Source organism: Nostoc sp. DedQUE12b (assembly GCF_034530835.1).
Lineage (GTDB): Bacteria > Cyanobacteriota > Cyanobacteriia > Cyanobacteriales > Nostocaceae > Nostoc.
Window position 1 is genome coordinate 1 of sequence record NZ_JAVRCI010000132.1, and the last position, 13,197, is coordinate 13,197.

A 13,197-nucleotide genomic window follows, 5' to 3' on the forward strand; every position below is an offset into this window, starting at 1 on the left:
TGAATTCGGGTAGTCGTTTATTGAATTCGGGTAGTCGTTTATTGAATTCAAGCAGGGGTTAGGGTGGGGTAAAACCCAGATTATTAGACTTCTTGGCATTTGTCGGGGTAAAGGGGAAGGTGGGGCCCCCTCTGGGGATAAGGGGCAGCAGGGTGGTTTCATACGAAAAAAGAAAAATACATAAGTCTTGATTTCTCGTTTTGTGGCATAGCTTTTTCCCTCTCTCCAAACCTCTCCCCCATGGGGGGAGAGGCTTTAAAACCCAGTTTGAGTTTTTCTCTGCTTGTATGAAACCACCCTGCTTTATAAGGAGGGATTAAGGGGCTGACAGGTGTAGGTATTTTACAAACGTAGCTGAAATGAGGTTTTTGCGTTGGTTGAAAACTCAAATTTTAGTCTCTGATTTTCCACCTAAGAACGAAATTTCGTTATTTGAACCACCTTTAGAACTCTGTTTGAGAGTATCCACTCATGCCCACATAAAAAACCTACACTTGTCAGGGATTAAGGAGGGGGTAATAAGATGCTAAATTCTGAACGCGGTGGCATAATTTTCTCTACCTGGAATAATTTCCAGCATTACATTAAGCTCAAACTACTCTTTATACGACTCCAAAATTCCACTGCGAATCATTAATTGTGGCCACAAAAACACAAAAAATACCATCCATGTTCCTATTGGGATGGAAACGAGAACTGTTAGCCAGATAGTTTTAAATAGTAACCAGCTACCACCAATCAGTGTTACACCCGTGAGAACTATAGACCAAGGTTGACACCACCAAGGTTTGTAGTTCCAAGGATTTATGGGCTTTTGTTCAGACATTAGTTTTATTTAGGCAAACTCCAAATATTCTTTTAACAATTATGAATTGTTTTAACAGATTAAGTTTTATCGTACTCTATTTTTCCATAGTCAAGTTTGATAATTCGGTCTGCTAAATGAAAATAGCGATCGTCATGGCTAATCACCAGAACTGTTTTACCCCGCGATCGCAGTTCTGGGAGAAGTTGAGTGTAAAATATTTCTTTGAATACTGGATCTTGATCGGCTGCCCACTCATCAAATAGATAAATTGGTCGATCTTCCAAGTAGGCTGTGAGTAAAGCTAGCCGTTTTCGTTGTCCTTGAGAAAGAGCAGTGGTAGAAATTTGTCCATTTTCAACTTTCACTTTCTGGTCTAGTTGCAGTTTTTGTAAATATTTTTTGGCTTGAGCATCCAAGTGAGAATTTTTTAATCCTAAAAGTTTTTCAAATAAATAAAAGTCGGAAAATACCACGGAAAAATGCTGGCGATACCATTCTCGATTCTCTTCGCTAATTAACTCTTCATCAAACCAGATTTCGCCGTTTTCTGGGAAATAAAGACCAGTAATTAGTTTGGCTAATGTAGATTTACCACTACCATTACCGCCAACAATAAAGACTAATTCTTGAGGATAAAGTGTTATATCGACGGGGCCAAAAATAAAGCTATTGTCTTCTTGCTCTGTGTAGTAAGTGTGGGTGACACTTTTAAATTTTAACCTGTGCCAGTCAGATTTCAGAGCAGGTGGAACAGTGGATATTTCAGTTCGACTAGCTAAAGATAAACCTAGTGATTCGATTTTTTGTAAGGCAATGCTAGCTTTGCTTAATAAAGGAAGTTTACTGATGATGTTATCCATTGGTAACACCAAGTAAGTGAAGGTCAAAATGTAGCCAGAGAGAGTTTCGGGATTGATAGTAAGCAGATTAGGCAGGGCAAACAGTACAAAACCGAGAGCAAAAAAGAATATGAGTTGACCCCAACTTGAAGTTATAGCAAAAAGGCTTAGACCATTAACGTTGTGATCGCGAAACTCGTTAGCAGTTGATTGTAGTTTCTCTTCTAAAAAGTCTTCACGTCGCTTGTAGTTTAGTTTAAGTTCCTTGACTCCTTCGGTAATGGTGCGAAAATGTTTAAACAGATGATCTTCATCTTCACGAGCTAAAGTAAGTAATTGCCCGCCTCTGTTGAGTAGCCACTGACAACTAGCGATCGCAACTACTGAAATTCCACAAACCATCAGTAATACTAACCAAGAAAGCCAGGTTATATAAGTTATACAACCCAAGACGATCGCTAAATTAATAAAGATGAAAGGCATCTGATAAACAGCATTAGCAACCGCCTGAATATCTTCTGTTAAAGTTGCCAATAATCGAGGATTCCCTAAGCGTTCTAAATGACTCAACTCGGAAGCGAGAATCTGGCGACTCAAACGCATCCGTAATTGCAAGACTGCATTTTGAGAAAGACGAATCAGCATCACTTGAGAAACGATACTGGTAATTAGTGCAACTATAGCCAGCCCTGCAAAACCCCAAATTATCGATGTGAGGCGGGAAGCACTACCACTACTTGCAGCATGGCTAATTAAGGCAATCAAGCCAGCACTACTACCGCCACTCAAAAATCCGGTAGCGATCGCGATCGCCACCATCCCCCACGAAGAACGCAAAAGAAAGTAAATCAAATTCATGACAAATGCCTATACCCATTTGGATACAACAAAAAATGAAAATCTCTCTTTTTATGTCCCATGCGCGATTTCCATAATTGTTGTTTGCCAACCAATTAAATTTGCATTGCTAGGGTAGATTTTATATTTTACCAGTTAAACACCCCTTCAAATATCACCATGAATCAGGCACAAGGTTAGTAAATGGCAAAGTTTTTCTCAAGGGCTACGCCTATGCCAATTCAATTCTCCGTACATCTTAGCTATAAATAATACCTAAATATTAAGAAAACTTATATTATTGAAAAGAGTTTCAAAAAATGAAATTATAAGGAATCTAAGCCCATCCTAATAATTACCATTAACTTCGCCAAAACAAATAGCACTAACCAATTCAGGAATCCTCGCAAACAAAAACGAAATATTTATGAAAGTTATAGTAACAGGTTCATTAGGAAACATCAGCAAGCCACTGGCAAAGGAGTTAGTGCAAAAAGGTCATACGGTTACGGTTATCAGCAGCAAGCCGGAAAAGCAAAAAGACATTGAAGCTTTAGGCGCTACCGCTGCCATCGGCTCACTGGAAGACGTTAATTTTCTGGTGTCCACCTTTACTGGTGCCGATGCCGTGTATGCTATGGTGCCGCCAAACTACACCGTACCCGATCCAAGAGAGTATTACCAAAGAACTGGCAGCAACTATGCACAAGCCATTCAACGGTCGAGCGTAAAGTGTGTGGTTCATCTTAGCAGTATGGGTGCGAATTTAGATAAGGGTACCGGATTTATCCTCGGTTCTCACGATGTAGAAGGCATTTTGAATGAGCTGTCAGACGTAGCCATTACGCATCTGCGCCCTGGTTACTTCTACTACAATCTCTACAACTTTGTAGATATGATAAAAGGGCTGGGCTTTATTGGCGCAAACTATGGTGGCGACGACAAGCTTGTAATGGCTGCCCCAAGAGATATTGCCGCAGCTGCGGCAAAAGAGATAGAAATAGCTTCTACTGGCAAGCAAGTGCGGTATGTGGCAAGTGACGAGCATACGGCCAACGAAACCGCTCACATCTTAGGCGCCGCCATTGGCAAGCCGGATTTAAAATGGGTAATCTTGACCGATGAGCAAACACAAAGCGGTTTGGAAGAGAGTGGAATGTCGGCACATATTGCAGCCAACTTTGTTGAAATGGGCAGCAGCATTCACAGCGGCGCATCGCGGCAGGATTATGAACTGCATAAGCCAATTGCTATGGGCAAAGTAAAGTTGGAAGATTTTGCAAAGGAATTTGCTGCTGCTTTTTAACAAGAAATTTACGCCCATCCTAATAATTACTCTTGACTTCACCAAAATAACTAGCCCTAACCGATTCAAAAACCCTTGAGGAAGTTATTAATTGTTTAGTTTTAAAAACAATTTGCGATTTACTGAAGGTAAGATTGGGCGATTTACAGCGGTTCTTAGTTGAGTAAGGTACAAGAACCCCACCCCCAACCCCCTCCCCGCAAGCGAGGAGGGGAATATGATGTACCTCATGTGATTAGTAAACGCCATATAATCTTTAAGACTTTGTTTTGAGCAAAAATACATTTCTAATTCGTTCTGCCTCCTACCTTTCTTTGGTAAGCTAGTTGGAATTACAGCGAATTATGTCAATAAACTGTCAAATTACCTGCTCAGTTTTCCAGGGTGAAATTTGCGATGACTGTGAATTTAAAGTCTTTAGAGAACCAAATTAATGTAGCGGGCAATTCTAAAACCGCTCCTGTGACTCAAGGAACCCGCTACGTTCCTTCGCACCATCGACGCATTCTGTGTATTTTTCCCAAGTACAGCCGCTCCTTTGGTACTTTTCATCACGCTTACCCACTTATGGGTAAAGTTCGGGCTTTTATGCCACCCCAGGGTATTTTAATTGTGGCTGCCTACTTACCTAAAGAATGGGAAGTGCGGTTTATTGATGAGAATGTCAAATCAGCAACGCGGGCTGATTATCAATGGGCTGATGTGGTGATTGTGAGTGGAATGCATATCCAAAAACCACAGATTAATCAAATTAACGAACTTGCCCACCGAGCCGGCAAAATCACCGTTGTGGGTGGCCCCTCGGTATCTGGGTGTCCAGAATATTATCCTGATTTTGATATTTTACACTTGGGCGAATTGGGAGATGCTAGCGATCGCATGATCGAGTATCTAGACCAAAACTCTCAACGTCCTCAACAACAAATTCGCTTTGAAACCAAGGAACGTTTACCCTTAACAGAGTTTCCCACCCCAGCTTATCATTTGCTGAATATCAATGATTATTTCTTGGCAAATGTGCAGTTTTCTAGTGGCTGCCCTTATCACTGCGAGTTTTGCGATATTCCTGAACTCTATGGCAACAGTCCCCGAATGAAAACGCCAGAGCAAGTAGTCGCTGAGTTAGATGCAATGCGACAATCTGGCAATTTGGGAGCAGTATATTTTGTCGATGATAACTTTGTTGGCGATCGCCGCGCCGCCATGAAGTTACTTCCTCATCTAATTGACTGGCAAAAACGCAATGGCTATCCCATCCAGTTTGCCTGTGAAGCAACGCTCAACCTAGCTCAAAGTCCAAAGCTGCTGGAAATGATGCGCGAAGCTTATTTCTGCACAATCTTTTGTGGCATCGAAACACCGGAACCAAATGCCCTCCATGCGATTTCCAAAGACCAAAATCTGAGTATGCCAATCTTAAAAGCGATTCAGGTTTTAAATAGTTATGGTATGGAAGTAGTTTCAGGAATCATCATCGGGTTAGATACAGATACACCAGAAACAGCAGACCGAATTATCGAATTTATGCGGGCATCGCAAATTCCCATGTTGACAATTAATCTGCTTCACGCATTACCGAGAACTCCATTATGGCGGAGATTAGAAGCAGAAGGGCGACTTGTCTATGATGAAAGCCGGGAATCAAATGTTGAGTTTTTGATGCCCTACGAGCAAGTTGTTGAGATGTGGCGGCGCTGCATTACAACTGCTTATGAGCCGGAATTTTTATATCAGCGATTTGCCTACAACATGGAACACACCTATGCAAATCGCATCGAAGTACCTAACAGCCCATCTCGCACTTCTGGGGCTAATATTCGCAAAGGTTTAACTTATTTAGCTAATATTTTGCTGCGGATAGGGTTATTTAGTAACTATCGTCAGACTTTCTGGAAAATGGCCAAGCCAGCATTGAAAGCAGGTAATATTGAAAACTTGATTCACGTTGGACTTGTCGGACATCATTTAATTAAGTTTGCCCAAGATTGCGCCAAAAATGAAGAATCAGCTTCGTTTTATTCCCAGAAAATCGTTACTAAAGTTCGTAGCTAAGGTAACAATTAAAATAAGTCTTGAGAGGCTAAAAGTCTGTTAAAGGTATATACAGAACTGTAAAAAAGTAACCTTGAAGATACACTCGCGATACTTCCTTGGAAAGACGCAATCACACTGCTACCTATCTAAAATTGTAAGGGTTGAAAGCCCACAATCCATGCAATTATTTGTAGCGAGAAAACCATCGCCAGCGTGTGTGGAGCAGTTACATAGGAATTTTTAGATGGTTATGAACAGTTCATTGACCCGACCCTTGGCTGTCGTAACAGGTGCCTCCAACGGCATCGGTTACGAACTCGCAAAACAGTTTGCCCAAAACGGCTTTGATCTCTTAGTTACAGCCACCGGATCGAGCATTGACGAAGCAGCTATTGCCTTCGAGGGGCTGGGTGCTAAAGTTGAGACGGTGCAAGCCGATCTCGCTAGCTATGACGGTGTTGAGACACTCTACAATCAGATTAAAGCGACTGGGCGACCAGTAGATGCGATCGCGATCAACGCAGGTGTTGGAGTCGGTGGTGATTTCGCCCGTGAAACAGACCTAAAGGACGAACTCAATCTGATCAATCTAAATGTCGTATCCTCTGTACATCTTGCCAAACGGGTAGTGAAGGATATGGTTGAGCTTGGCAAAGGTCGAATACTTTTCACATCGTCGATTGCCGCCCTGATGCCCGGCCCGTTTGAGACAGTCTACGCGGCCTCCAAAGCCTTTGTGCATTCTTTTTCAGAAGGGTTACGCAACGAATTGAAGGACACAGGCGTTACTGTGACAGCCCTGATGCCGGGACCCACCGATACCAACTTCTTCCACCGCGCGGGTATGGACGACACAAAAGTGGGCACGGATCAAAAGGACGATCCGGCTGAGGTCGCCAAGCAGGGTTTTGAGGCTTTGATGGCAGGCAAGGATCACATCATCGCTGGTTCCCTCAAAACGAAGCTTCTGGCGAATGTTAGTAAGGTTTTACCTGATACAGTCAGTGCTGAACAGCACCGCAAGCTCAGTGAGCCAGGGTCAGGCAACAACTAATTTAGCACCTAGTAGTCTGCCAAGGAAACTTTGCATAGTGGTTAGCAGAGGGGCAGAGGCGCAGAGGGAAAATAACTTTTATAAGCCTCTCCCCTGCTCCCAGGCAATTTTGGGTTGGCGAACTACTAGTCAAGACTCATTTTAAGCGGGGTGCGATCGCTTGGGCTAAGGGCATCAGCAAAAGTAATCGCGCAGTCGGCAATCTCACATATTTGTCAAAGTCCTAACGGAGGATTCATGCAAATTCATCATCTCAATTGCGGCTGTATGTGCCCGATTGGTGGGGCCCTCTTCGATGGCTTCAGTCGCGGCCCGAAGGCTCATTTAGTCTGCCACTGTCTGCTTATCGAGACAGAGCAGGGGCTTGTTCTCATTGATACGGGCTTCGGACTGCGCGATATCAAGTCGCCTTACTCCCGCCTCAGCCCGTTCTTCATTCATTTAAATGGCATCCAGTTTGATAAAAAATACACGGCACTCGATCAAATTGAACGCCTGGGATTTTCCCCACGAGATGTGCGTCATATTGTGCTTACTCACCTTGATTTCGATCATGCCGGTGGTCTAGAGGATTTCCCAGAAGCAACCGTACACGTAATGCAGACTGAGATGGAAACCGCCCAGGATCGGCGCGGATTCATTGCCAAAAGGCGCTTTCGTCCACAACAGTGGGACGAGGTTAAGCACTGGAAGTATTATTCGGCGGGAGGCGAACCTTGGTTCGGTTTTGAAGCGGTACGTAACCTCGACGGACTACCGCCAGAGATTCTCCTCATCCCGCTTGCTGGTCACACACGGGGTCATGCTGGTATCGCCATTGATACACCAGAGGGTTGGCTTCTACACGCAGGCGATGCCTACTTTTATCGGCACGAGATGGACCCATCTAACAGACGTTGCACGCCAGGTTTCCGTGCCTACCAATGGATGATGGAAGTGGATCGTCAGGCTCGATTGCTCAATCAAGATCGGCTACACACATTATCAAGCGATCGCAATAAAGACGTGCGCCTATTCTGTAGTCATGATGCTATCGAGTTCAAAGCGTTCGCTGACCAATCTAGCGTTCAAAACGAGAAAGTTCATCAATAAAAATCTATAACTTTAGATGGATGTGGTAATTTGCAGTATTAGAGATATACAAAGACCACATCAAATTCAAGTTCATCTATGACCACAAAGCCTTGGGATGCTCAACTTGCTTACTGGCTAGTTCGACCTCTAAAAGACAGTTGGGTAAACCCCAATCATCTCACCACAGTGCGACTTGTAACTGGGTTGGTGGCTGCCCTCGCGCTTGCAGTTGGCGATGCCATTTGGGTTAACATTGGAGGATGGCTATTTGCTTTATCCAACTTTCTTGATCATACAGACGGTGAATTAGCTCGTTTGAGTGGGAAAACCAGCAAATGGGGACATCAGTATGACCTTGCTAGTGATGCCATCATCCACATTCTATTATTTGTGTGTATTGGATATGGTCTTAGGGAGGGAAAATTTGGTTGGTGGGCGTTGGTGATGGGGATAGTATCTGGCGTGTCTGTTGCTTGCATCTTTCATTTGCGAAACCAGATGGAACAGCGTTTAGGTAAACAAGCCAGTCGTCAACCAAATTTCGCCGGCTTTGACATTGAAGACGTGCTGTATTTGTTTCCCATAGTTCCCTTACTGAATGGACTAGAGCCGTTATTAATGGCAGCGACAATTGGTGCGCCAACTTTTGCTGTATGGGTAATTTGGCAATTTTGGACACTCTCGCAATCTGAATCGGACTAATATAACGGCGCATTGGGTAGAAAGCTAATAAAACAGGCTTTTTAGCTTTATTGAATACATAATCAAATTTTGCGATCGCATATGGTGGGTGAGTACGCCATAGCACTTTGTAAACTTGGTAACAAATATCTTTTTACCGAAAGTCTACCGTTATTGGGGTAAAGCGAGAAACCCTAATCATTAAGCTACTTGACACTAACTTAGCAATTTGCTAAGTTAGTAGTAGGTTAAACAACTTGCAATATATGCATCAACATAGCGGATTACTATGTTGATGCATATATGTTGTAAAACCTAAATTTAGAGAGATACAAATGAGTATAAAAGGAGCCACCCATGATCTTTACCTTAAGAAAATTCATTTATTATGCACATTATTTCTACCACAACACTGAAACTTTTTTATCAAAAGTATCCTGATGCTGAATCTAGTTTACGTGGTTGGAACAAAGTTGCAAAATCAGCCAAGTGGCAGAATATAGTTGAAGTTCGTCAAGCCTTTAACTCTGCCGATCCAGTAGGTGAGCTTACAGTTTTTAATATTCAAGGAAACAAGTATCGCCTTATTACTTATATTGATTATCAAAGCAAAAAAATATTTATTCGTAACATAATAACCCATACAGAGTACGATACCGATAAATGGAAAAATGACCCTTGGTTCTAAATAAACGTCCTACCTACATTCAGCTACTGCAAGCATTTCCTCCTCGTCCTATCAAGACTGAGGAAGAGTTATTTGCAACCCAAAAAATTATTGATTCTCTGATAGATAGCGCCCCGTTAACATCAGATGAAAAAGATTATCTTAATATTTTAGGCACTCTAGTTTACGAGTATGAAGAAACGCAGCAGCCCGTGCCTGATATTTATGGAGTAGATTTACTTCAGGTTTTGATAGAAGAAAATGGACTACTTCAAAAAGATTTACTACCCATTTTTAAAACAGAATCTATTATATCGGCCATCTTAAAAAAGCGGCGTAAATTAACAACTAGACACATTGAAGAACTGGCAGAATTTTTTCATATTTCACCTGCTGCTTTCTTCCCAAATAGTTCTGAATAAGTTGTGATTGGTTGAGTACAGATTTCGTAAGCCTTAGTGGTAACATCATTGATGTGCCAGCAGTAGCATCTTAGGCGTAGGCGTAGCCCGTCGTAGACATCGCCTATTTTGGTTTTCGCCAGGTGTTTCGCAATTGAGATAACTAGTACCTGCCTTCAGCCTTCCACCTATATTCTCCAATCACCTCGATTTTTCCCACAATGTTGCTATTTAACTCTTCCAATTCTTCGGCTGGAATCCACCATTCTGTATGATATGAAGCCCCAACTTGATGAATTTCATACTTATCCATGAAAACTTTCTTAACCTCAAACCGTGTAACATAACCTACGCCACTGTCCCTAATATTCCATTTAGTAGCAATTTCCTGGGCATACTGCTCATTTGTAACGGGGTAAAAAATTGGCTGTTCAGGTAGTCTCGGCGGCCATTTGGTGTAGTCGCTTTGTTTAACCAGTTCTAGCTCTTTTGGCCCAGTGGGGCGGTACAGAGTTACTGTTTCTTCCATGTTAAGAATTAGTTAATAAACGTTGAATTGAGCAAAATACAGTCATTATAAAATACTGGGAAAATTTCCAGATTTACTGGTGTCTAAGCTACTGTTGGTGATTTGACGATGAAGGCAATTATCTTAGCTGCTGGCGTTGGACAACGCTTAGGTAAAGACGGGCAAATCCAACCCAAATGCTTACTGAAGTTTAACGGCAAATCTCTACTAGAGCGCCATTTTAACTATCTCCGTCATTACCAAATTGATGAAGTAGTGATTGCTGTGGGTTATCAAGCACAAAGAATTCAGGATGAAATCAAAGCATTAGGAGCCGAAAGTTGGGTCAGTACAATTTATAATCCTGACTACACCAAAGGCAGTACGATCAGCCTTTGGACTGTACGTCAGCATTTAGTTGCTGGCGATGACATCTTATTAATGGATGCAGATGTATTGTGCGATCGCCGCATCATCGAACGATTGGTAAAGACAAATATCCCCAACAGCTTTTTATTAGATCGGGATTTTGAACCGGGAGATGAACCCGTGAAGCTTTGTGTTAGAGATAATTATCTAGTGGAGTTTCGTAAACAAGTAGCTCCTGGTTTAGCTTATGATTTTGCCGGTGAGTCTGTGGGATTCTTTCGTTTTGGAAGGGCTGTTGCTCACCGTCTTGCAATTCGCACAGAACAATATGTTGCAGACGGACGCGATAATGAACCTTATGAAGAAGTAATTCGGGATTTGCTCTTAGAAACTCCAGAAACATTTGGCTACGAAGACATCACTGGATTACCTTGGATCGAAATCGATTTTCCCCAGGATATTCAACGCGTCCAAAACGAGATTTTACCTCAAATAGAAGTCGTAGAAAATGTCTGAAAATATGTTTGAAAGAATTCTGGCTTCTGAATTCTTCTTTCATTATTACTATAGGTTGAGAAAAGCAGAATAAATGCATCAAATATTTGCACCCATTGACACCGCTGCAAAATTAAATAAGTGCGCCCAATTGCGGCTATTACTAGAATCTCCTCAACTCGACTTCATCATGGAAGCTCACAATGGGATTAGCGCCCGGATTGTGGAAGAGGCGGGATTTAAAGGAATTTGGGCGAGTGGATTAGCCCTTTCTGCTCAATATGGCGTTCGAGATAATAATGAAGCCAGTTGGACTCAAGTTGTAGAAATGCTAGAGTTCATGTCTGATGTCACCAGCATCCCGATTTTATTAGACGGGGATACTGGTTATGGCAACTTTAATAATATGCGTCGCCTGGTTAAGAAGTTAGAACAGCGAGGTATTGCTGGAGTCTGTATTGAAGATAAGCTTTTTCCCAAAACCAACAGCTTTATCAACGGGAGTCGCCAAGCTTTAGCTGATATTGATGAATTCTGCGGCAAAATTAAGGCGGGTAAAGATAGTCAGACAGATGCAGATTTCTGCATCGTCGCCCGACTCGAAGCTTTGATCGCCGGCTGGGATCTTTCAGAGGCACTGCGCCGAGCTGAAGCTTACCACGCCGCCGGAGCAACCGCGATCTTGATTCACAGTAAATCATCGCGCCCCGATCAAGTGCTAGCCTTTGCTAAAGAATGGGCGGGCCGTTCTCCGTTAGTGTTTATACCGACTAAATATTACAGCACACCTACCGATGTTTTTCGCAAAGCTGAAGTTAATTTGGTCATCTGGGCAAACCATCTGATTCGAGCTGCTGTTGCTAGTATGCAAGCGATCGCCCGCGAAGTAAAAGCCAACGAAACTTTAATCAACATTGAAGATGATATTGCACCCGTAAAAGAAATTTTCCGGCTACAAGGAGCGGATGAACTCCAAGAAGCTGAAAAACGCTACTTTAACAACGGACGACAAAATACTCAAGCGATCGTTTTAGCTGCTAGCAGAGGCCAAGAATTAGCCGGATTGACGCAAGATAAGCCAAAAGTGATGTTACCCCTTGGAGGTAAACCACTGCTCAGGTTATTGGTAGACAAATTCAAGAAACTTGCTATCAATGATATTACCGTTGTCGCCGGTTACAAAGCTGAAACCATCAATGTTCCGGGGACTAAAGTCATTTGTAATCCAGATTATGAAACAACGGGAGAATTAGCATCCTTAGCTTGCGCTCAAGCCAGCTTTGGCGAAGAGATGCTGGTGCTTTACGGCGATTTACTATTTAGAAGCTACATCTTGCGAGATTTATTAGAATGTCCCGGAGAAATTGTGGCTGTAGTTGATTCTGTAGCCAACAGCAAGTCTGTTAGCGGTTCACCTGACTACGCCTATTGCTCAATTTCAGACGATCTTTCTCTGTTTGGACAGGATGTCAACCTGTTGAACATTTCTAAAACGACACAAACGCAATTAGGAAAGTCTAGCGGACGCTGGATTGGGATGTTGCGCTTGCGGAGTCAAGGTAGACAATGGGTTAGTGAAGCACTCAATGAATTGCAAAAACGACCGGAATTTAACAGTCTGGGTTTACCGGAATTATGCAATTATTTAATCGAGCAAGGCAAACCGATCAAGGTACTTTATATTCGCGGTAACTGGTTAGATGTTAATTCTTTAGATGATCTTGACCTTGCTTTTCAATTAAAACAATAGGAGTGGGGCATTGGACATCCCTTCTCTGCGAGACGCTACGCGAAGGCTCAGGGCAAGTGGGCATGGGGCATGGGGGAACGGCACTAAGTTAAGATGCAGCCCTTGCTTGCCCCAACTGGTTCCCAGCCTCCAGGCTGGGAAACCATTCTCGGAGGCTCCGCCTCCATAGCTTGACAAGAGGCAGAGCCTCTCGGAACTCGTTCCCAGCCTGGAGGCTGGGAACGAGGATACAATAAGTCTTGGGACTTTTCTTAGTGCTAGTCGGGTATGGGGAATTGTGAGGTTGAAGTTCCGAGTTCAGAGGTCAAAGTTTTGAGTTCATGAGGCTAAAGTTCCGAGTTCTGAAGTTGAAGTTTTGAGTTCTGAGGTCGAAG

12 protein-coding genes are annotated in these 13,197 nt (G+C 42.9%); 9 read left to right on the forward strand and 3 right to left on the reverse strand.

Going from position 1 to position 13,197, the window contains the following annotated elements; translation table 11 throughout:
- Positions 1–595: 595 nt before the first annotated feature.
- Together RMY16_RS31995 and RMY16_RS32000 are read right to left on the reverse strand one after the other, a co-directional pair.
- On the reverse strand, positions 596–826 hold the full coding sequence (locus RMY16_RS31995; RefSeq protein WP_322739745.1) for a DUF6737 family protein: 231 nt from the start codon (positions 824–826) through the stop codon (positions 596–598).
- A 59-nt stretch (positions 827–885) separates the two neighbouring features.
- A complete protein-coding gene (locus RMY16_RS32000; protein ID WP_322739746.1) occupies positions 886–2,505 on the reverse strand; it encodes a cyclic peptide export ABC transporter in 1,620 nt (539 codons plus the stop codon).
- A 406-nt stretch (positions 2,506–2,911) separates the two neighbouring features.
- On the opposite strand from RMY16_RS32000, the gene RMY16_RS32005 reads away from it, so the two are divergent.
- The 7 genes from RMY16_RS32005 (at position 2,912) to RMY16_RS32035 (ending at position 9,722) form a co-directional block, all read left to right on the forward strand.
- Positions 2,912–3,790, forward strand: a complete 879-nt coding sequence (locus tag RMY16_RS32005) for an NAD(P)H-binding protein (protein ID WP_322739747.1) — start codon at positions 2,912–2,914, stop codon at positions 3,788–3,790.
- Between the two features lie 396 nt (positions 3,791–4,186).
- Complete coding sequence (locus tag RMY16_RS32010) at positions 4,187–5,842, forward strand: B12-binding domain-containing radical SAM protein (protein ID WP_322739748.1); 1,656 nt, start codon at positions 4,187–4,189, stop codon at positions 5,840–5,842.
- Between the two features lie 232 nt (positions 5,843–6,074).
- A complete protein-coding gene (locus tag RMY16_RS32015) occupies positions 6,075–6,878 on the forward strand; it encodes an SDR family NAD(P)-dependent oxidoreductase (protein WP_322739749.1) in 804 nt (267 codons plus the stop codon).
- Between the two features lie 267 nt (positions 6,879–7,145).
- The gene (locus RMY16_RS32020) at positions 7,146–7,970 is read left to right on the forward strand and encodes an MBL fold metallo-hydrolase (RefSeq protein WP_322739756.1); all 825 of its coding nucleotides are present in this window, start codon (positions 7,146–7,148) and stop codon (positions 7,968–7,970) included.
- A gap of 78 nt (positions 7,971–8,048) precedes the next feature.
- On the forward strand, positions 8,049–8,654 hold the full coding sequence (locus tag RMY16_RS32025; RefSeq protein WP_322739750.1) for a CDP-alcohol phosphatidyltransferase family protein: 606 nt from the start codon (positions 8,049–8,051) through the stop codon (positions 8,652–8,654).
- A 367-nt stretch (positions 8,655–9,021) separates the two neighbouring features.
- Positions 9,022–9,321, forward strand: a complete 300-nt coding sequence (locus RMY16_RS32030) for a type II toxin-antitoxin system HigB family toxin (protein ID WP_322739751.1) — start codon at positions 9,022–9,024, stop codon at positions 9,319–9,321.
- The gene (locus tag RMY16_RS32035) at positions 9,312–9,722 is read left to right on the forward strand and encodes a transcriptional regulator (RefSeq protein WP_322739752.1); all 411 of its coding nucleotides are present in this window, start codon (positions 9,312–9,314) and stop codon (positions 9,720–9,722) included. Before RMY16_RS32030 ends, RMY16_RS32035 begins: the two co-directional genes overlap by 10 nt.
- 142 nt (positions 9,723–9,864) lie before the next feature.
- Here RMY16_RS32035 and RMY16_RS32040 read toward each other — a convergent pair whose 3' ends face one another.
- A complete protein-coding gene (locus tag RMY16_RS32040) occupies positions 9,865–10,230 on the reverse strand; it encodes a hypothetical protein (protein ID WP_322739753.1) in 366 nt (121 codons plus the stop codon).
- Between the two features lie 108 nt (positions 10,231–10,338).
- Between RMY16_RS32040 and RMY16_RS32045 the strand changes: the two genes are divergently transcribed.
- Both RMY16_RS32045 and aepX read left to right on the forward strand, forming a co-directional pair.
- On the forward strand, positions 10,339–11,094 hold the full coding sequence (locus RMY16_RS32045; RefSeq protein ID WP_322739754.1) for a phosphocholine cytidylyltransferase family protein: 756 nt from the start codon (positions 10,339–10,341) through the stop codon (positions 11,092–11,094).
- Between the two features lie 73 nt (positions 11,095–11,167).
- Positions 11,168–12,823 (forward strand): phosphoenolpyruvate mutase, encoded by a 1,656-nt coding sequence (gene aepX, locus RMY16_RS32050; protein WP_322739755.1) that lies wholly within the window; start codon positions 11,168–11,170, stop codon positions 12,821–12,823.
- The last annotated feature ends 374 nt before the right edge of the window (positions 12,824–13,197 follow it).